This is a genomic window from Kribbella sp. NPDC051137 (assembly GCF_040682535.1).
Taxonomy (GTDB): Bacteria; Actinomycetota; Actinomycetes; order Propionibacteriales; family Kribbellaceae; genus Kribbella; species Kribbella karoonensis.
This window is the reverse complement of the sequence record NZ_JBFBBI010000002.1, coordinates 374,645-393,884: the sequence shown is the minus strand read 5'-3', so window position 1 is coordinate 393,884 and position 19,240 is coordinate 374,645. Positions and strand designations below refer to the sequence as shown.

The window sequence follows — 19,240 nt, the reverse complement described above, 5'->3', positions numbered from 1 at the left end:
CCCGCAAGGTGCGAGAGGTCTGCGCGCTCAGGTACTGCTGCTGAGCGCGCCTAGAGAATAATCACCCGATAGTGCTTCATGACGTTTTCAGTCTGCCACACAATCACCGATCGGTAACGGCAGCGTCTCGCATCTCGACCATTCAGTACGCAAACGGGTACTGGAGTTCAGGCGGTAAGTGACCAGCCCGGGTCGTCCCACGCCGTGTAGAAGTCCTCGCGGCTCAGCGGCCGCAGCCCCCAGTCCTCGCGGTCGAGGGCCTGGTCGGTGAGCATGCCCTCGTCGTCCTCGAGCCGCTGCCACCAGTAGCGCGTGACCTCGCCGTCCTCGCCGGCCCCCAGCTGGCGGATCACGACCCACTCCGCCTCGTGCCAGACGGCCTCGAACAGCCAGTCGGTCCCGTAGTCGTCGACCGCGGCACCGTACGTCCGCGGCGCCGTCCCGCGGTCCAGGTCCCGGATCAGCTCGACCGTCGCCCGGATCGCGGCGACGGTCTCCGCGGGCCATCCGCGCCGCTCGGCAAGCTCCGCGTAGTAGGCCTCGACGTCGTCCGGGAAGCTGCTCATAGCGCCCGACCCTACCGAACCGCCCGGCGGCACAGCGACCAACGGTCCGACCCTCAGACCTGAAAAGATCCTGTGAAACATCGACTGCAGAACAGGAACGCCCCGTGAGTGAGCCCGACAACGCGGACCTGAACGTACTCAAGGCACCGATACCGCCCCGCGGCACGGACGGTCTGCAGGAGTTGCGCTTCCAGCTCCTGGGCTACGCGACGGCCCTCGCGGTACTGATCACGCTGACGCCGACCTGGCTGACCCGCGAGTACGACCGGGACATCCTGCAGTTGCACAGCGGTTTCGGCATGGCCCGGGACGCCGAGATCCTCGGCAGCGCAGCCAACTGGCTGTTCATCCTGGCCATCATCCTCGCCGTGGTCGCCCTGGCCACGCCCACGAGGATCGCGGGGTTCGCCTGCGCGTACGTCGGTCTCGTCGACACGATCGTGATCGTGTTGCTGAAGCCGGACGCCGGCCGCGACGAGGAAATCAGCTGGACCGGTGCGCCGTTCCTCGCGATCGGTCTGTGGCTACTGCTGGCTGTCATCAACCACGTCGGCTGGTACGAGACAAAGCGCCGCCCGTGACAGCACAACGTCCGAAGGACGGTGGCCTCTGAGCCACAGTTCTCCGGACGTTGGCGGACAGCAGGATCAGAAAGCGCGGGTCATCCAGCCGTGTGGGTCGGCCGCGCGGCCGTACTGGACGTCGAGGAGGGCGGAGCGGACGGCCGCGGTGACCGGGCCGCCGTTGCCGTCGCCGATCCGCGTCTCGCCGTCACGCCACTTCAGCGAGGCGACCGGGGTGACGACCGCGGCGGTACCGCAGGCGAACACCTCCTTCACCTTGCCGGAGGCGGCACCCTCGCGCCATTCGTCGACCGAGACCTTGCGCTCGGTGACGTGGTACCCGAGGTCGGTCACCAGCTTCAGGATCGAGTCCCGGGTGACGCCCTCGAGGATCGTGCCGGACAGCTCCGGCGTCACCACCGAGTTGTCGTCGAGGACGAAGTACAGGTTCATCCCGCCGAGCTCCTCGACCCACTTCTTCTCGACCGCGTCGAGGAACGCGACCTGGTCGCAGCCGTTCTCGATCGCCTCGGCCTGGGCGAGCAGCGACGACGCGTAGTTGCCGCCGGTCTTCGCCGCGCCGGTCCCACCGGGGGCCGCGCGGGTGTACTCCTCGCTCAGCCAGATCCGGACCGGCTTCACACCGTTCGCGAAGTACGAACCGGCCGGCGACGCGATCACGCAGTACGTCACCTGCGCGGACGGCCGGACGCCGAGGAACGGGTCGGACCCGAACATGAACGGCCGCAGGTACAGCGACGTCTCGCCGCCGCCCGGCACCCAGGCCTTGTCGATCTCGACCAGCTTGTGCAGCGAGTCGAGGAACAGGCCGGTCGGCAGCTCCGGCAGCGCGAGCCGCTGCGCGGACCGCTGGAACCGGGCCGCGTTCGCCTCTGGGCGGAACAGGTGGATCGAGTCGTCGGGGTGCCGGTAGGCCTTCATCCCCTCGAAGATCGTCTGGGCGTAGTGGAACACCGAGGTCGCGGGAGAAAGCTCCAGCGGACCGAAGGCGGTGATCCGTGCGTCGTGCCAGCCCTTCTCGGCCGTCCAGGTGGCGATCGCCATGTGGTCGGAGAAGTACTGCCCGAATCCCGGGTTCGCCAGGATCTGGGCGCGCTGGTCGTCGCCGGCCAAATGGGTGCTCGGCTCAACGGTGAACTCTAAGGCGCTCATAGCCGCACCGTACCTCTCGCACGACTGGTCATGCGAGAACCGGCCGGAACCTCACATGCGGTCATCGGGCCTCACCCGGCCGCGCGCTTGGCGATCGCGTCGCCGATCTCGGCGGTGCTGCGGGCCGCGCCGGTACGCTCCTCGATGTCCGCCTCGACGGCGGTCTCGATCGCCCGCGCCGCTTCGGTCAGCCCGAGGTGCTCCAGGAGCAGCGCCGCGGACAGGATCGCCGCGGTCGGGTCGGCCTTCTGCTGACCGGCGATGTCCGGCGCGGAGCCGTGCACCGGCTCGAACATGCTCGGCGCGGTCCGGTCCGGGTTGATGTTGCCGCTCGCGGCCAGCCCGATGCCACCGCTGATCGCGGCCGCCAGGTCGGTGATGATGTCGCCGAACAGGTTGTCGGTGACGATCACGTCGAACCGCGCCGGGTCGGTGACCAGGAAGATCGTCGCCGCGTCCACATGCAGGTAGTCGACCGCCACGTCGGGGAAGTCGGAGGCGACCGCGTCGACGGTGCGCTTCCAGAGGTGACCGGCGTGCACGAGCACGTTGTTCTTGTGCACGAGCGTGAGCTTCTTCCGCGGCCGCGCCTGGGCCCGCGCGAAGGCGTCCCGGACGACGCGCTCGACGCCGTACGCCGTGTTCACCGACACCTCGGTGGCGATCTCGGCCGGGGTGCCCACCCGGAGCGCGCCGCCGTTGCCGACGTACGGGCCCTCGGTGCCCTCGCGGACCACGACGAAGTCGACGGTGCCCGGGTCGGCCAGCGGGGAGCCGACGGACGGGTAGATCTTCGAGGGCCGCAGGTTCACGTAGTGGTCCAGGGTGAACCGGAGCTTGAGCAGCAGACCGCGCTCGAGTACGCCGGACGGCACGCTCGGGTCGCCGACCGCGCCGAGCAGGATCGCGTCGTGCTTGCGGATCTCCTCCAGCTCGGCGTCCGGCAGCGTCTCACCGGTGGCGTGCCAGCGCTTCGCGCCGAGGTCGTACTCGGTCCGCTCGAACGTCACGCCGTGCTGCGCGGCTACCGCGTCGAGGACCTTGAGCGCCTCGGTGGTGACCTCAGGTCCGATCCCGTCACCGGGAACGACGGCCAGCGTGAAGTTCTTCGTCTCGCTCACTTGTTGGGTTCTCCCCCATTGTCACGGCGGTTCATGGCCTCTTGGACAGCCTTGACCTCGGCCGCGGGCGCCGGGCGAGCCGGACGGCGCCGCCGGGCGGCCTTCCGCTCGCGGCCGTCGACGGCCGGCCAGTTGGCTGGATACATGTCGTACATGCTGCTCCTTCCCAATATGTCGTGGGCGGCAGGATGCGCACGAATTTACTCGCACGTCCGACTAATTCTCCACAATGCGGGCAGGTTGTCCCGAAATATGAGATCTCGGTGCGGGCACTGGACCGGACCTGTGCCACTCTCAGCCCGTGAGTGCTCCTCCAGAACTGCCGCCGCTGGTCTCGGCGGCCCTCAGCCTGTCCGGCCGGCGTGGATTCGTCAGCTCCACCAGGAACGAGACGGGCCGGCTGCTCGCCACCCTCGCGGCCTCGAAGTCCGGCCTGCTCGGTGAGCTCGGCACCGGCTGTGGCGTCGGCTCGGCCTGGCTGCGCAGCGGCGCAGGCGAGGGCACCAACATCGTGACCGCGGAGAGCGACCCGCAGCTCGCGCAGGCGGTCGGCGAACTGTTCGCCGCCGACGAGCGGATCGAGGTCGTGTCGGCCGACTGGACCGCGCTGATCGAACGCGGACCGTTCGCGCTGCTGTTCGTGGACGCCCGCGAGGCGAAGCTGTCCGCCCGCGACGTGATCGCGGACGTGGTCGAGCCCGGCGGCTTCGTCGTACTCGACGACTTCACGCCGTCCGCGGTCTGGCCGCCGATGTACGAGGGCCGCGTCGACACGCTTCGCCAGGAATGGCTGATGGACCAGCGATTCACCACCGTCGAGGTGATGGTCGCCCCGGACGCCGCTGTCCTGCTCGCCACCCGGCGGTAGAACTGAAGCGGGCCCGAGCTATGGAGCTCGGGCCCTTGTCAGCCGCCATGCGCCTGCGGGCGGCTGACCGCCTTCAGTAAATCAGTCGTTCGCCCGGATCAGTCCTCGACGTCCACCGTACGGGCGGTCGCCGCCTGCACCGCGGCGGTGATCTCGTCCAGCACCGGCGCCGCGATCTTCGAGTCGACCGAGAGCGCGACCAGCGCCTTGCCGCCCTTGCGGTCCCGGCTGACCTGCATGCCGGCGATGTTCACGTCGGCGTCGCCGAGGATCCGGCCGATCTGGCCGACCGCGCCCGGGCGGTCCTCGTAGGTCAGGAACGCGAGGTGCGCGGCGAGCTCGATCTCGACGTCGAACCCGTCGATCTCGACCAGCCGCTCCGACTGCCGGACGCCGACCAGCGTGCCGGCCACCGACACCTGCGCGCCGTCGGCCAGCGTGCCGCGGAGCGTGATCAGGTTCCGGTGCTCCGGGCTGTCGTGGTCGGTGACGAGCCGGACCTCGAGGCCCCGCTCGGCCGCGAGCAGCGGCGCGTTGACGTACGAGACGTTGTCCTCGACGACATCCGCGAACACACCCTTCAGCGCGGCCAGCTCGAGCACCTTCACGTCGTACTGCGTGATCTCGCCGCGGACCTCGACGTCGAGCTGCTGCGCGACGCCGCCGGCCAGCGCGGTGAAGATCCGGCCGAGCTTCTCGGTCAGCGCGATCCCCGGGCGGACGTCCTCGGCGATCACGCCGCCCTGGACGTTCACCGCGTCCGGGACGAGCTCGCCCGACAGCGCCAGCCGGACCGACTTGGCGACCGCGATACCGGCCTTCTCCTGCGCCTCGTCGGTGGACGCGCCGAGGTGCGGCGTGACGACGACGTTCTCGAACTCGAACAGCGGCGAGTCGGTGCACGGCTCGGACGCGAACACGTCCAGCCCGGCGCCGGCCACCCGGCCTTCCTTCAACGCGCTGTACAGCGCCTGCTCGTCGACGATGCCGCCGCGGGCCGCGTTCACGATGATGACCTCGGGCTTGACCTTGTGCAGCTGCTCGTCGCCGATCAGGCCGATGGTCTCCGGGGTCTTCGGCAGGTGCACCGAGATGAAGTCACTGGCCGCCAGCAGCTCGTCCAGCGAGGCGAGCCGGACGCCCATCTGCGCGGCCCGGCCGGCCTGCACGTACGGGTCGTAGGCGATCACGTTCATGCCGAAGGCGGCCAGCCGCTGCGCGACCAGGACGCCGATCTTGCCGAGGCCGACGATGCCGACGGTCTTCTCGAACAGCTCGACACCCGAGTACTTGCTGCGCTTCCACTCGCCCTTCTTCAGCGACTCGTTCGCGGCCGGGACCCGGCGGGCGGAGGCGAGCAGCAGCGCGACGGCGAGCTCGGCGGCGCTGACGATGTTGGAGGTCGGGGCGTTCACGACCATCACCCCGGCCTGGGTGGCGGCCTTCACGTCCACGTTGTCGAGGCCGACGCCGGCGCGGGCGACGACCTTCAGCTTCTTCGCCGCGGCGAGCGCCTCGGCGTCCACCTTGGTGGCGCTGCGGATCAGGATGGCGTCGACGTCGGCGATGGCCGGGAGCAGCTCGGCGCGGTCGGCGCCGTTGGTGTGCCGGATCTCGAAGTCGGGGCCGAGCGCCTCGACGGTGGCCGGGCTGAGCTCTTCGGCGATCAGGACGACGGGCCGGGTTACGTCAGTCATGGAGGAATCTCCTGCAGAAGCGGTAGGGGCTCATGATTTTCAGAGCACCGCGCTGTGCCCGCTGCATCGATGGTACCGCGTCCGCGGACCGGCGTGTTCGGGGACCCGGATGGCGGTCAGTCGGTGTCGCAGCTCACCGGGGCCTTCATCGCCTTGGCCTCGTCGATCACCAGTTTGCCGCGCTCCCGGGCCAGCTTGTACCGGATGTCGAGCCGGTTGCAGCTGCCGCCCTCGGCGCCCTTGGCGGTCGGAGCGAACAGCACGTTGAACGACAGCCGCGCATATCCGTCCGCCGTCACGTCGGTGAGCCGCGGGTTGAAGAAGTACGACGTGAGGTGGCTCTGCCGGTCCCGCTCCACCGTCAGGGACCTCGCCAGCTTCTTGGAGTACAGCGCCTGCAGCCCCGCGAAGTCCTGCCGGTTCAGCAGGGTCAGGTAGTTGCCGAACAACTGCCGCACCTCCGCGGCCTGCGGCGTGTTGGCGACCTGCATCACCGGAACCACCGCGGTCTGCGGGCCGTGCGAGAGCGGGCAACTGCCGCCGGTCGCGACGGTGATGCCGGACGGCGCCTGGGCGACGTACGACCGGAGCTTGTCGACGCCGACGATCGTGCTGGCCTCGACGGTCCTCCCGGTGACCAGGCCGACGAGTTGGCCGGCCCGGTCGACGATCGGGCTGCCCAGCTTGGCCGTGTTCATGACCGTGCTCAGCGGCTTCGGATCGTGCTCCGACCCGATCGCGTTGACCACCTGCTTGCCCGCCGCCGTGTAGCCGACGAGTGCCCGCTCGGCCTTCGGGTCGGGCGTCCGCGCCGGCAGCCGCAGGGGCTCGTCGTCGAATCCGATCGACTGCAGTACGGCGACGCCGTCCGCGCTGGTACCGAGCAGGTTGGCCCGCCGGATCCGGCCGTCCGGTGCGATCACCACGATCGACATCGGCCCCTCGACCGCCGACTCGGCGGTCAGCACCCGCCCGTTGTCGATCAGTACGCCGGACGCCTCGCCGGAGCCCGCGCACGACGACGCCAGCACCCGGACCACAGCCGGCTTGACCGTGCCGAGCACGGCGGCCGTGTCGATCCGGAGGCTGCGTTGCTTGAGGTACCAGCCCGCTCCGCCGCCGGCCGCGACGATCACCAGCAGCGCGACCAGCCCGGCCAGGAAGCGGCCGAAGATCCACGGACCGCGCGGTGGCGGCTCGGGTCTGCTCGGCCGGTTGGGCGCCTCGAGTTGAGTGAGCGACCCGGCATCGGCCGGGAGCCGCCGGGGCGGTCGCGGCAGCGCGTTCCTGCCGTCCTCCACCACCGCTCACCTCCCCCACTTCACCCCGCTGGACCACAACCGTCACACATTGTGTCAAACGCCGGAGTCAGACAGCGGGACCCTGCACAACAAGGCGGGGCCCCGGACAGGAAATACCCTGTCCGGGGCCCCGAGAAGGTGTTCAACGCCTCGAGAGGCGGCGGTTCGTCAGCGGGCGGCGCTGCCCTCGACGTAGTCCTCGTCGTGGGACTTCACCCAGGCCATCAGACCGCGCAGGTCCTTGCCGACGGCCTCGATCGGGTGCGCCTCGCTCTGCTTGCGGAACTCGGCGAACTCCGGCGCGCCGGCGTCCTGGTCGGCGATGAAGCGGGCCGCGAAGGTGCCGTCGGTGATGTCCGCGAGCACGTCCTTCATCCGGGCCTTCACCGACGCGTCGATGATCCGCGGGCCGGACACGTAGTCGCCGTACTCGGCGGTGTCGGAGACGGACCAGCGCTGCTTGGCGATGCCGCCTTCGTAGATCAGGTCGACGATCAGCTTGAGCTCGTGCAGGCACTCGAAGTACGCGACCTCGGGCTGGTACCCGGCCTCGGTCAGCGTCTCGAAGCCGGCCTGGATCAGCGCCGACACACCACCGCAGAGGACGGCCTGCTCACCGAACAGGTCGGTCTCGGTCTCCTCGGTGAACGTGGTCTTGATACCGCCGGCCCGCAGGCCGCCGATGCCCTTCGCGTACGAGAGCGCCAGGTCCCACGCCTTGCCGGTGGCGTCCTGCTCGACGGCCACCAGCACCGGTACGCCGCGACCCTCGGAGTACTCGCGGCGGACCAGGTGGCCCGGGCCCTTCGGGGCGACCATGAACACGTCCACACCGGCCGGCGGCTTGATGTAGCCGAACCGGATGTTGAAGCCGTGCCCGAAGACCAGCGCGTCGCCGTCGACCAGGTTCGGCTCGATGGCCTCCTTGTAGAGCTTGCGCTGCGCCGGGTCCGGAGCCAGCACGACGATCACGTCGGCCTCCTCGCAGGCCTCGGCCGGCGTGACGACCCGCAGACCCTGGGCCTCGGCCTTGGCGCGGCTCTTGGAGCCTTCCGGCAGGCCGACCCGGACGTCGACGCCGGAGTCGCGCAGCGAGAGCGCGTGGGCGTGGCCCTGGGAGCCGTAGCCGAGGACGGCCACGTGCCGGCCCTGGATCACCGACAGGTCGGCGTTGTCGTCGTAGAACATTTCAGCAGCCACTTCGGGCACTTCTCCTTAGTGTTGATTCGGTACGGCGGCGGCGGTACGGCCCGGCGGCGGCGCCGGTACCGGGTGCGAGCGATCGACCGGCCGCGCCTGGACGTTCGGCGGTCCGGTCTGGACGTGCGGTGGCGGCACCGGGACCGGGCGCAGTGTGCGGTCGGAGATCGAGCGGCTGCCGCGGCCGATCGCCACCATGCCGGACTGCACCAGCTCGCGGACGCCGAAGGGTTCCAGCACCCGGAGCATGGCCTCGAGCTTCTCGGGATTGCCGGTCGCCTCGATCGTGATCGCGTCCGGTGCCACGTCCACCACCTTCGCACGGAACAGCTGCACGGTCTCCAGCACCTGTCCGCGGGTCAGCGTGTCCGCCTTGACCTTGACCAGCAGCAGTTCGCGCTGGACCGTCTGGGTGGGCTCGAGCTCGACGATCTTGATCACGTTCACCAGCTTGTTGAGCTGCTTGGTGATCTGCTCGAGCGGCTGCTCCTCGACGGTCACGGCGATCGTCATCCGGGACACCTCGGGGTGCTCGGTCGGACCGACCGCGAGCGAGTCGATGTTGAAACCGCGGCGGGAGATCAGCGCGGCCACCCGGGCCAGCACACCGTGCTTGTTCTCGACCAGGATCGACAGTGTGTGTTTACTCATCGACGTCCTCGCTTCGCTCCGGGCGCCGATGAGGCACGAGTCGGCTGCGTTGAATTGTTCCTTCGCTTCGCTCAGTCACTAGAGCTCCTCGCCTTCCCAGCTCGGCGCCATGTCGCGGGCGATCTGGATCTCGTCGTTGCTGACGCCGGCGGCGACCATCGGCCACACCATCGCGTCCCGGTGCACGACGAAGTCGACCACGACCGGCGCGTCGGTGACTGCCATCGCCTTCTCGATGGTGGCGTCCAGCGAGTCCTTGTCGGAGCAGCGCAGCCCGACGCCGCCCATCGCCTCGGCCAGCTTGGCGAAGTCCGGGATCCGGGTCGAGTGCAGGTCGGTGTTCGAGTAGCGCTTGTCGTAGAACAGCGTCTGCCACTGCCGGACCATGCCCAGCGACTGGTTGTTGATCACCGCGACCTTGATCGGGATGCCCTCCAGCGCGCAGGTGACCAGCTCCTGGTTGGTCATCTGGAAGCAGCCGTCGCCGTCGATCGCCCAGACGGTCTTGTCCGGTCGGGCGACCTTCGCGCCCATCGCGGCCGGTACGGCGTACCCCATGGTGCCGAGGCCGCCGGAGTTCAGCCAGTGGCCGGGCTTCTCGAACGGGAGGAAGTGCGCGGACCACATCTGGTGCTGGCCGACGCCCGCGGTGTACACGGTGTCCGGGCCGGCGATCTGGCCGATCCGCTGGATCACGTGCTGCGGCGAGAGCGTGCCGTCCTCCGGCTCGTCGTACCCGAGCGGGTAGCGGGCGCGGACGTCCTCCAACTGGTGCCGCCAGGCGTCGTACGACGGGGTCCGGCCGGCGTTCGCGATCTCGGTCCGGAGCGCGGCGACCAGGTCGGTGATGACCTCCTTGCAGTCACCCACGATCGGCACGTCGGCGGCCCGGTTCTTGCCGATCTCGGCCGGGTCGATGTCGGCGTGGATGACCTTGGCGTCCGGGGCGAACGAGTCCAGCTTGCCGGTCACCCGGTCGTCGAAGCGGGCGCCGAGCGTGATCAGCAGGTCGGACCGCTGCAGGGCGCCGACCGCGGACACCGAGCCGTGCATGCCGGGCATCCCGAAGTGCAGCTCGTGGGTGTCGGGCAGCGCGCCGCGGGCCATCAGCGTGGTGACCACCGGGATGCCGAGCAGCTCGGCGAGCTCCTTCAGCTCGGCGCTGGCCTGCGCGCGGATCACACCGCCGCCGACGTACAGCACCGGCTTCTCCGCGGCGACGATCAGCCGGGCCGCCTCGCGCACCTGCTTCGGGTGCGGGCGGGTCACCGGCCGGTAGCCGGGCAGCGCGAGCTCGGTCGGCCACTGGAAGTCGACGCCGGTGGTCTGCATCGCGTCCTTGGTGACGTCCACCAGCACCGGGCCGGGCCGGCCGGTGGAGGCGATGTGGAACGCCTCGGCGATCGTGGTCGCGATCTCGTTCGGGTCGGTCACCAGGAAGTTGTGCTTGGTGATCGGCATCGTGATGCCGCGGATGTCCGCCTCCTGGAAGGCGTCGGTCCCGATCGCGGCGCCCGCCACCTGGCCGGTGATCGCGACCATCGGCACCGAGTCCATGTAGGCATCGGCGATCGGCGTCACCAGGTTGGTCGCGCCCGGCCCGGAGGTCGCCATGCAGACTCCGACCTTGCCGGACGCCGCGGCGTACCCCTGGGCGGCGTGGCCGGCGCCCTGCTCGTGACGTACCAGGATGTGGCGGATCTGGGTCGAGTCGAGCATCGGGTCGTACGCCGGGAGGATCGCGCCACCCGGGATGCCGAAGACGGTGTCCACTCCGGCATGTTCCAGTGCGCGGATCAGAGCCTGTGCCCCGGTCAGCTGCTCACTCATGAGTGCCTTCCCTCAGTCCTGTCACGATGTCTGTACTTATCGCGACCGATCCATCCTCGCTTGTGGCCGTTGTCCGTGCGCTTCCGGGTCGCGGATAGTCGCATTGGCAACAAAAAACCCCTTCCGCCGGGTTGGCTGAAGGGGCGCGCTCGACTCTGTGGTCGCGTCAGTCGGCGCGCCGCACAAGTACGAGGAGAATCGATCGCATGTAGGCATTATTCGCCGAAACCTGCCGACCGGGTCAAGTTCAGCCGCCTACCGTCTCAATTTCTGAGACGACCGTCTTACGAGCAGTGCCATCGTACCGTGACGGCGCTGTGATGGATCCGGGATGTTCGTTAGTCACATACTGATCTGCAGAGATCGTTTGAAAGATTTCTACCGCCCCCTCTCCAGATCGGAGTGACCCATGCGCCTCTCGTTACGTCTGCTCGTCGCCTCCGTCCTCGTCGCGCTCACCGGAACGCTGTCGCTGACGGCGTCCGCGGCCGACACCCGGACAGCGATCGTGAACGCCGCGAACGGCGAGGTCGGCCAGCAGGAGACCCCGCCCGGCAGCAACTGCAACCCGTACGGCCCGTGTGAGCCGTGGTGCGCGCACTTCGCCACCTGGACCTGGCGGCAGGCCGGCATCGACATCCCGAACTACGGCTTCACCGGCGACATCTACACCTGGGGTCAGGACCGCGGCCGCGCGCACGCCGGCAACACCGGCCTGCAGCCCGGCGACATCGTGCTGTACGGCACCGGCCCGGACAACACCGACACCAGCGTGCACACCGGCGTGGTCGTTGCCGTCGGCACCGACGGGAGAATCACCACGGTCGAAGGCAACTCCGGCAACCAGGTGAGCAAGCACGGACCGTTCGACCCGAAGCACGCCGAGGCCGCCGGCCGCCCGGCCGACATCTACGGCTGGGTCTCGGCGCAGTAGTTCCCCGGACAGGCCGGTGCGGGTACTCGTCCCACCCGCACCGGCCCCTAGGCTCTTCGGGGTGACTGATCCTTACGGCGACGAACAGCTGGTGCAGCTCTACGACCTGGACAACCCGGCCGGGGAGGACCACGCGTACTACCGTGCCTTGGCCGAAGGCACCGCGAAGGTCCTCGACTTCGGCTGCGGTACCGGTCTGCTGACGCGGTCGCTGGTCGCGCCCGGACGGGAAGTGATCGGCATCGACCCCAGCTCCACGATGCTCGGGTACGCGCGCAAGCAGCCCGGCGCCGACGCGGTCACCTGGATCGAGGGCGACCACCGCGTCGTCGAGCCGACGGGCGACGTGGACCTCGTGGTCAGCAGCGGCAACACGATGATGCACGTCGCGCAGCACGCCGACACCGTGGTCGCGTTGTCCGCCGCGCTGCGCCCCGGCGGCAGGTTCGCGTTCGAGTCCCGGAACCCGGCGATGCGCGCCTGGGAACAGTGGACGAGCGAGGCGACGTACGGCGAACGCGACACCGTCGCCGGGCACCTGAAGGAGTGGCTCGAGCTGGTCGAGATCGCGGACGGACGGGTGGTGTTCGACGCGCACAACGTGTTCGAGGACGGGCACGACGCCGTCTACCGGAACGTCCTGTACTTCCGGTCCGCCGACGAGATCACCGCCGACCTGCGCGCGGCAGGCTTCTCCGACGTGGTCGTCGACGGCGGCTGGCACGGTGAGCCGCCGGCCGCGGACTCCCGGCTGCTGGTGGTGCGGGCGACGAAGTAGGCTGGCCCTACCGCGACTGGCGAGGGTGGATCACCACCAGGGAGCTTCCGGACAAGGCGTCGTCCGCCTGGGCGTCTTCGAGCAGTTCGGAGGTCCCGATGCGTCTGCGGTACGGCATGAATCCCCATCAGGCGGCCACCCTCGAGAACGCGCCGTTCACGGTGCTCGCGGGTGCCCCGTCGTACATCAACATCCTCGACGCGTTGACCGGATGGCAGCTGGTACGGGAGGCGGCGGAGCGGTTCGGCGTACCGGCGGCGGCGTCGTACAAGCACGTGTCGCCCGCGGGGGCCGCGCTCGGTACGACGGCGGCGGAGGCGTACACGCGGGCGCGGGCCGCGGATCCGAAGTCGTCGTACGGCGATTTCGTGGCGGTGTCGCATCCCGTCGACCTGGAGCTGGCCGCGGTGCTGAAGCGGGTCGTGTCGGACGGGATCATCGCGCCCGGGTACGACGACGGCGTACCGGAGATCCTCGCGGCGAAGAAGCGCGGGACGTATCTGGTGCTCGAGATGGACCCGGCGTACGAGCCGCCGGCGGAGGAGGTGCGCGAGCTGTACGGCGTACGGCTGACGCAGGAGCGGGACGCCGCGCCGCTCCCCCGCGACCTGCCGGACGACGCGGTGCTCGGGATGATCGTGGCGCGCTACACCCAGTCGAACACCGTGGTGCTGGTGAAGGACCGGATGACGATCGGCGTCGGGGCCGGGCAGCAGTCCCGCGTCGACTGCACCCGCCTGGCCGGCGAGAAGGCGGCGCTCTGGTCCACCGAGCCTCTCACCGGGGTGACGATGGTCTCCGACGGCCACCTGCCCTTCGCCGACAACGTCGAGGTCGCACACCGGTACGGCGTCACGCACATCGTCGAGCCCGGCGGATCGATCCGCTCCGACGAGGTCGCCGCCGCCTGCGCCGCGCTCGGAATCACCTGGACCGCCACGGGGCTGCGGCTGTTCAGGCACTGAGCAGGTAGGTGCCCTCAGCAACAGCTTTGCGGACCTCGGCGGCGGTCTGTGCCGCGTCGAGACGGGTGCTGTCGATCACGTGCCGCTCGAGCTCGCCGAGGTCCGCGAAGGCGCCGTGCAGCGCGGTGAGCGCCTCGGTGTCGGTCAACTCGACACCGCCGCGTGCCTGCCCGCGCTCCAGCGTGGTGGCGAGATCCGGCCGCAGGACGACGTACGACATCTGCCACTCCCTCTCGGCGGCCGCGGCCCGGTAGGGCGGCAGGAACCACGGTCCGATGACGCCGTCCACCACGACGTCGTACCCGCCGTCGGCGAACACCGCGACCGCCGCGACGATCGCGTCCACCACCACGACGTTCTGCCGTTGCGATTCCGGCAGGTACGGCGGGATGAAGCCGGTCCGGATCGCGCGGAAGAACTCGTCGGTGGTCACGTGCACCGTCGGCCGGGCCGCGTCGGTGGCCACCAGCCGCGCCACGGTCGTCTTGCCCGAGCCGGACGGGCCGGTCAGCAGCAGCACGTCGCTCATGCCGACCGACAGTACCGATCAACCGCCCGCGACGCTCGGGAGTATCAGGAGTTCGTCGCCGTCGCGCACCTGGGTGCCGAGGCCGTTCAGGTCGCGGATGTTCTCGTCGCGGAGGTAGACGTTGACGTGCCGGCGGACCGCTCCCTGCTCGTCGGTCAGGCGCCGGCGGAGGGCCGGTTGCAGGGCGGCGAACACCTCGCCGACGGTCGAGCCGTCGGCCTCCACGCGTTCGGCTCCGCCCGCGAACGGGCGGAGCACCGTCGGCAGCCGGACAGCGATCATTCGAGCACCGCTGCGCGGACCGTGAGGATGTCGGGCAGGTGGCCGGCGACCTGGACCCAGGTGTCGCCGGCGTCGGCGCTCGCGTAGACGCAGCCGTCCCGGGTGCCGACGTACACACCCGCCGGGTCGGCGGTGTCGGTGGTCATCGCGTCGCGCAGCACCGGCACGTACGACGGGTCGGGCAGCCCGGCGGTCAGCGGCTCCCAGGTGGTGCCGGCGTCGCGCGACCGGTAGACCCGGCACTTGGCGTCGGTCGGGATCCGGTTGCCGTCCGCGACCAGCGGGAACACGTACACGGTCTCCGGCTCGTGCGGGTGCACGACAATCGGGAACCCGAAGTCCGACGGCAGCCCGTCCGCGATCGACTTCCAGATCGCCCCGCCGTCGTCCGAGCGGTACACGCCGTGGTGGTTCTGCGCGAACATCCGCTCCGGCACGTCGGGGTGTGCCGCCAGTTTGTGCACGCACTGGCCGAACTCCGGGTCCGGGTCCGGCATGAAGTACGCCTTGATGCCGTGGTTCGCCGGGGACCAGGTGGCCCCGCCGTCGGTCGTCTGGTAGACGCCACCGGTCGACATCGCGACGCTGATCCGGTCCGGGTCGGTGGCGTGCGGCAGCACCGTGTGCACCGCCTGGCCGCCGAACCCGGCGTCCCAGTCCTTGCGGTGCGGGTGGTCCCACAGGCCCCTGACCAGCTCGAACGTCACGCCGCCGTCGGTCGACTTCCACAACGCGGACGGCTGGCTGCCGGCGTACACGACGCCGGGCTGATCTTCCGGCGCGGCCTGGATCTGCCAGACCCGCTCCAGCGACGCGTCGGCGTCCTTCGGGAAGCCGATCGAGCCCTCCGGCGGCTCCGCCCAGGTCTTGCCGAGGTCGTCGGAGTGGAACACCGCCGGCCCCCAGTGCTCGCTGGTCCCGCCGACGAAGAGCCGGGCCCGATCGCCGCGGGTGTCGATCCCGACCGCGTACACGCCCTGCATCTCGAACTCCGGCACCGGCCCGTCGAGCCGCCAGTCCTTGCGGGCGGCGTCGCTCCGGCCGATCCAGAGCCCTTTCTTGGTCCCGATCAGCAATACGGCCTCGGACATCTTCGTCCCTTCCTCAGCGTGGCGGCCCCGCCACCACATTGATCAACGGTTCCCCGGACGCGTAGCGCTCCAGCTGCGCCCGCACCAGCCTGGCCACGCGCGGCGCGAACGCCGTCGAGGCGCCGCCGCGGTGCGGATTGATCAGTACGTTCGGAGCAGACCACAGCGGATGTCCGGCGGGCAACGGCTCGGGGTCGGTGACGTCCAGCGCGGCCCGGATCCGCCCGGTGCCGAGCTCGGCACGCAACGCGTCCGTGTCCACGACGACACCGCGCGCGACATTCACCAGCAGCGCGCCGTCCTTCATCCGCTTCAGGAACGTCGCGTCCACCATCCGCTTCGTCTCCGGCGTCGCAGGGGTCAGGAGCACGACCACGTCCGCGCGCGGCAGCAGGTCGGGCAGCTCGGAGATCGGGTGTACGCCGTCCCGCGCCCGCCGCGCGACCCGGATCACGTCGCACTCGAACCCGGTCAGCCGCCGCTCCAGCGCTTCGCCGATCGCGCCGTACCCGAGGATCAGCACGGTCCGGTCCGCGAGCGAGTCGTCGACCTCGTCGTACGAGCCGGGCCAGAGCTGCCGCTCCTGGTCGCGGACCGCCCGCGGCAGGTTCCGGAACGTCGCCAGGATCAGCCCGACCGCCAGCTCCGCCGTCGACGCGTCGTGCACGCCGCGCGCGTTGCACAACGTCACGCCGTCGGCGAGCCGGGACTGGACGTGCTCGTACCCCGCCGTCTGCAGCTGCACGACCTTCAGCGCGGGCATCTCCTTGACGACGTCGAACACGTCACCGCCGCCCATGTAGCTCGGCACGTAGAACTCCACCTCGTCGAGCGACTTCGGCCGCTCACCACCGGCGAAGAACTCCACGTCGAACCCCGCGGGCACGCCGCCGAGGAACCCCTCGGGGTCCTCCCACGGCAGCCATGCCTTCACCACATCAGCCATGTCCCAGAACCTACTCGGGTGGTCGGACACTTTTGAACTCCCGTGCCAGAGCGTGGGCACCGTCGTAAGCTGGATCGGTGCCTTCGACATCGGATGTGGCGGCGGTGGTGGCGCACGATCAGGCCGTCGGGCGGCTGCGGGAGTCGTACGAACGGATCCCGGCCGGCGAGCCCGTCCGGCTCGCGAAGCGCAGTTCGAACCTGTTCCGCCCGCGCACCGACACCGAGCGGCCGGGGCTGGACGTCTCGAAGCTGACCGGGGTGATCAGCGTCGACCAGGACGCCCGGACCGCCGACGTCCAGGGCATGTGCACGTACGAGGACCTGGTCGCCGCGACCCTCCCGCACGGGCTGACGCCGATGGTGGTCCCGCAACTGAAGACGATCACACTCGGCGGCGCGGTCACCGGGCTCGGCATCGAGTCGTCCTCGTTCCGGGCCGGCCTGCCGCACGAGTCGGTGCTCGAGCTCGACATCCTGACCGGCGCCGGCGACCTCGTCAGGGCCCGCCCGGACGGCGAGCACGCGGACCTGTTCCGGATGTTCCCGAACTCGTACGGAACGCTCGGCTACGCGACCCGGCTGCGGATCGAGCTCGACCGGATCTCGCCGTACGTCGCGCTCCGGCACGTCCGGGTCGGGCTCGACTCGCTGGCCCCGGCCATCGACGAGATCGTTGCCTCGGGCACGTACGACGGCGAGCCGGTGCACTTCGTCGACGGCGTCGCGTTCAGTCCGTCGGAGGCGTACCTGACGCTCGGGCGGAACAGCGACGCCGCGGTCCGGACCAGCGACTACACCGGCCGGCAGATCTACTACCGGTCGATCCGGCAGCGGCCGAAGGACTTCCTCACCGCGCACGACTACCTGTGGCGCTGGGACACCGACTGGTTCTGGTGTTCCGCGGCGTTCGGCGCCCAGCAGCCCGTCGTACGGCGGCTGTGGCCGCGGCGCTGGCGGCGCAGCGACGTGTTCCACAAGATCGTCGGCTTCGAGAACCGGCACCACTACGCGGCCCGGCTGAACCGCCGGCGCGGCCACCCCGACCGGGAACGCGTCGTCCAGGACGTGGAGATCCCGGTCGCCCGGCTCGCGGACTTCCTGCGCTGGTTCGACGGAGAGGTCGGGATGCGACCGGTCTGGCTGTGTCCGTTGCGGCTACGCGGCTCGGAGTCCTGGCCGCTCTACCCGCTGAAGCCCGGCGAGACCTACGTGAACGTGGGCTTCTGGGGCACCGTCCCGATCGCGCCCGGCGCCGCGGACGGCGACGTCAACCGGCGGATCGAGCAGGCCGTGAGCGACTTCGGCGGCCACAAGTCCCTGTACTCCGACGCGTACTACGACCGGGAAACGTTCGACCGGCTGTACAACGTCTCGGCACTGACCACAGTGAAACAACGCTACGACCCGGACGCCCGGCTCACCGGGCTCTACGAGAAGGCGGTGACGCGCCAGTGACGACGCTCGCGACCCAGGTATCGATCGCCGAAGCCCTCCTCACCGTGATCCCGGACGGACTGCCGTTCCGGTTCACGGCGTACGACGGCAGCGCGGCCGGCCCCGAGGACTCCCCGATCCACATGCATCTGGCCTCCGAGCGCGGGCTGTCCTACATCCTCACCGCGCCGGGCGACCTCGGGATGGTGCGCGCCTACGTGATGGGCGACCTGGAGATCACCGGAGTGCACCCCGGCAACCCGTACGAGCTGATGCGGCTGATCCTGGACCAGTTCCACTTCCACCGCCCGAAGGCCGCCGAGGCGCTGCGGATCATCCGCGGCCTCGGCTGGAGTCACCTCAAGCCGCCGCCCCCGCCGCCGCAGGAGCACCTGCCGAAGTGGCGCCGGACGTTCGAGGGCCTGCGGCACTCGAAGGCGCGGGACAAGTCCGCGATCCACCACCACTACGACGTGTCGAACACGTTCTACGAGTGGGTGCTCGGGCCGTCGATGACGTACACGTGCGCGGTCTATCCGACGGCCGATGCTTCGCTCGAGGAGGCGCAGTTCGAGAAGTACGACCTGATCGCGCGGAAGCTCGACCTTCGACCCGGGCAGCGACTCCTCGACGTCGGGTGCGGCTGGGGCGGGATGGTCCGGCACGCGGCCCGCGAGTACGGCGTACAGGCGCTGGGCGTGACGCTGTCCGAGGCCCAGGCCGAGTGGGCGCAGCAGGCGATCAAGCGAGAGGGGCTGGAGGGGCTGGCCGAAGTACGGTTCCTGGACTATCGCGACGTCCCCGAGCGGGACTTCGACGCGATCAGCTCGATCGGGCTGACCGAACACATCGGCGTCCGCAACTACCCGTCGTACTTCGCCTTCCTGCACGACCGGCTCCGCCCCGGCGGCCGGCTGCTCAACCACTGCATCACCCGCCCGGACAACCGTTTCCGCAACACCGGCGCGTTCATCGACCGCTACATCTTCCCCGACGGCGAGCTGATCGGCTCCGGCCGGATCATCGCCGAGGCCCAGGACGCCGGCTTCGAGGTCCGCCACGAGGAGAACCTCCGCGAGCACTACGCCCTCACCCTGGCCGCCTGGAACGACAACCTGGTCGCCCATTGGGACGAAGCACTGGCCGAGGTCGGCCCCGCCACCGCGAAGATCTGGGGCCTCTACCTGGCGGCCAGCCGCGCCGGCTTCGAACACAACACCATCCAGCTCCACCAGGTCCTGGCCGCCAAACTCGACGACCGCGGCAACGCGCACTTCCCCCTCCGTCCCACCTGGGGAAGCTGACGGGC

19 protein-coding genes, 1 pseudogene and 1 riboswitch are annotated in these 19,240 nt (G+C 69.9%); of the genes and pseudogenes, 7 read left to right on the top strand and 13 right to left on the bottom strand.

Translation table 11 applies throughout. The annotated features are described in order from the left end of the window. Positions 1-167 precede the first annotated feature (167 nt). Positions 168-566, bottom strand: coding sequence for a hypothetical protein (locus AB0M51_RS09275; RefSeq protein WP_344188262.1), 399 nt, complete (start codon positions 564-566; stop codon positions 168-170). 104 nt (positions 567-670) lie between these two features. Between AB0M51_RS09275 and AB0M51_RS09270 the strand changes: the two genes are divergently transcribed. Then, entirely contained in the window at positions 671-1,147 is a 477-nt protein-coding gene (locus AB0M51_RS09270) for a hypothetical protein (protein ID WP_344188263.1), read from the top strand. 66 nt (positions 1,148-1,213) lie between these two features. Here AB0M51_RS09270 and AB0M51_RS09265 read toward each other — a convergent pair whose 3' ends face one another. The 3 genes from AB0M51_RS09265 to AB0M51_RS09255 all read right to left on the bottom strand — a co-directional run bounded on the left by AB0M51_RS09265 (position 1,214) and on the right by AB0M51_RS09255 (position 3,578). Beyond that, the gene (locus tag AB0M51_RS09265) at positions 1,214-2,302 is read right to left on the bottom strand and encodes a branched-chain amino acid aminotransferase (RefSeq protein WP_344188264.1); all 1,089 of its coding nucleotides are present in this window, start codon (positions 2,300-2,302) and stop codon (positions 1,214-1,216) included. 71 nt (positions 2,303-2,373) lie between these two features. After that, complete coding sequence (locus AB0M51_RS09260; protein ID WP_344188265.1) at positions 2,374-3,423, bottom strand: 3-isopropylmalate dehydrogenase; 1,050 nt, start codon at positions 3,421-3,423, stop codon at positions 2,374-2,376. After that, positions 3,420-3,578, bottom strand: a complete 159-nt coding sequence (locus AB0M51_RS09255; protein WP_344188266.1) for a hypothetical protein — start codon at positions 3,576-3,578, stop codon at positions 3,420-3,422. The genes AB0M51_RS09260 and AB0M51_RS09255 overlap by 4 nt, the downstream gene beginning before the upstream one ends. 146 nt (positions 3,579-3,724) lie before the next feature. Between AB0M51_RS09255 and AB0M51_RS09250 the strand changes: the two genes are divergently transcribed. After that, on the top strand, positions 3,725-4,291 hold the full coding sequence (locus AB0M51_RS09250) for a class I SAM-dependent methyltransferase (protein WP_344188267.1): 567 nt from the start codon (positions 3,725-3,727) through the stop codon (positions 4,289-4,291). Between the two features lie 98 nt (positions 4,292-4,389). On the opposite strand, the gene serA is transcribed toward AB0M51_RS09250, so the two are convergent. The 5 genes and pseudogenes from serA to AB0M51_RS09225 form a co-directional block, all read right to left on the bottom strand. Beyond that, positions 4,390-5,988, bottom strand: coding sequence for a phosphoglycerate dehydrogenase (serA, locus tag AB0M51_RS09245; RefSeq protein WP_344188268.1), 1,599 nt, complete (start codon positions 5,986-5,988; stop codon positions 4,390-4,392). A gap of 116 nt (positions 5,989-6,104) precedes the next feature. After that, on the bottom strand, positions 6,105-7,289 hold the full coding sequence (locus tag AB0M51_RS09240) for a serine protease (protein WP_344188269.1): 1,185 nt from the start codon (positions 7,287-7,289) through the stop codon (positions 6,105-6,107). Between the two features lie 168 nt (positions 7,290-7,457). Next, positions 7,458-8,477 (bottom strand): ketol-acid reductoisomerase, encoded by a 1,020-nt coding sequence (gene ilvC / locus AB0M51_RS09235; RefSeq protein WP_344188476.1) that lies wholly within the window; start codon positions 8,475-8,477, stop codon positions 7,458-7,460. Between the two features lie 159 nt (positions 8,478-8,636). Then, positions 8,637-9,140 (bottom strand): annotated as a pseudogene (gene ilvN / locus AB0M51_RS09230) (acetolactate synthase small subunit); the annotation flags it as partial. A gap of 78 nt (positions 9,141-9,218) precedes the next feature. Continuing rightward, on the bottom strand, positions 9,219-10,970 hold the full coding sequence (locus tag AB0M51_RS09225; protein WP_344188270.1) for an acetolactate synthase large subunit: 1,752 nt from the start codon (positions 10,968-10,970) through the stop codon (positions 9,219-9,221). 409 nt (positions 10,971-11,379) lie between these two features. Between AB0M51_RS09225 and AB0M51_RS09220 the strand changes: the two genes are divergently transcribed. The 3 genes from AB0M51_RS09220 (at position 11,380) to AB0M51_RS09210 (ending at position 13,647) form a co-directional block, all read left to right on the top strand. Further along, positions 11,380-11,904, top strand: coding sequence for a CHAP domain-containing protein (locus AB0M51_RS09220; RefSeq protein WP_344188271.1), 525 nt, complete (start codon positions 11,380-11,382; stop codon positions 11,902-11,904). Between the two features lie 61 nt (positions 11,905-11,965). Further along, positions 11,966-12,682 carry a class I SAM-dependent methyltransferase gene (locus tag AB0M51_RS09215; protein ID WP_344188272.1) on the top strand — a complete coding sequence of 239 codons (717 nt, stop codon included), beginning with the start codon at positions 11,966-11,968 and terminating at the stop codon, positions 12,680-12,682. A 2-nt stretch (positions 12,683-12,684) separates the two neighbouring features. Then, positions 12,685-12,762, top strand: a riboswitch (ZMP/ZTP riboswitch). A gap of 18 nt (positions 12,763-12,780) precedes the next feature. Beyond that, on the top strand, positions 12,781-13,647 hold the full coding sequence (locus tag AB0M51_RS09210) for a 5-aminoimidazole-4-carboxamide ribonucleotide transformylase (RefSeq protein ID WP_344188273.1): 867 nt from the start codon (positions 12,781-12,783) through the stop codon (positions 13,645-13,647). Here AB0M51_RS09210 and AB0M51_RS09205 read toward each other — a convergent pair. Genes AB0M51_RS09205 through AB0M51_RS09190 form a run of 4 tightly spaced genes read right to left on the bottom strand, consistent with a single transcriptional unit; the run spans position 13,637 to position 16,495 of the window. Beyond that, positions 13,637-14,176 carry an AAA family ATPase gene (locus AB0M51_RS09205; RefSeq protein ID WP_344188274.1) on the bottom strand — a complete coding sequence of 180 codons (540 nt, stop codon included), beginning with the start codon at positions 14,174-14,176 and terminating at the stop codon, positions 13,637-13,639. The genes AB0M51_RS09210 and AB0M51_RS09205 overlap by 11 nt on opposite strands. A gap of 18 nt (positions 14,177-14,194) precedes the next feature. Beyond that, the gene (locus AB0M51_RS09200) at positions 14,195-14,458 is read right to left on the bottom strand and encodes a MoaD/ThiS family protein (RefSeq protein ID WP_344188275.1); all 264 of its coding nucleotides are present in this window, start codon (positions 14,456-14,458) and stop codon (positions 14,195-14,197) included. Then, the gene (locus AB0M51_RS09195) at positions 14,455-15,549 is read right to left on the bottom strand and encodes an exo-alpha-sialidase (RefSeq protein ID WP_344188276.1); all 1,095 of its coding nucleotides are present in this window, start codon (positions 15,547-15,549) and stop codon (positions 14,455-14,457) included. The genes AB0M51_RS09200 and AB0M51_RS09195 overlap by 4 nt, the downstream gene beginning before the upstream one ends. Before the next feature lie 13 nt (positions 15,550-15,562). Then, positions 15,563-16,495: a 2-hydroxyacid dehydrogenase gene (locus tag AB0M51_RS09190; RefSeq protein ID WP_344188277.1), complete on the bottom strand. Its 933-nt coding sequence runs from the start codon at positions 16,493-16,495 to the stop codon at positions 15,563-15,565. 77 nt (positions 16,496-16,572) lie between these two features. Between AB0M51_RS09190 and AB0M51_RS09185 the strand changes: the two genes are divergently transcribed. Both AB0M51_RS09185 and AB0M51_RS09180 read left to right on the top strand, forming a co-directional pair. Beyond that, positions 16,573-17,952 carry an FAD-binding oxidoreductase gene (locus tag AB0M51_RS09185; protein WP_344188278.1) on the top strand — a complete coding sequence of 460 codons (1,380 nt, stop codon included), beginning with the start codon at positions 16,573-16,575 and terminating at the stop codon, positions 17,950-17,952. After that, positions 17,949-19,235, top strand: a complete 1,287-nt coding sequence (locus AB0M51_RS09180) for a cyclopropane-fatty-acyl-phospholipid synthase family protein (protein WP_344188279.1) — start codon at positions 17,949-17,951, stop codon at positions 19,233-19,235. Before AB0M51_RS09185 ends, AB0M51_RS09180 begins: the two co-directional genes overlap by 4 nt. Positions 19,236-19,240: the final 5 nt, after the last annotated feature.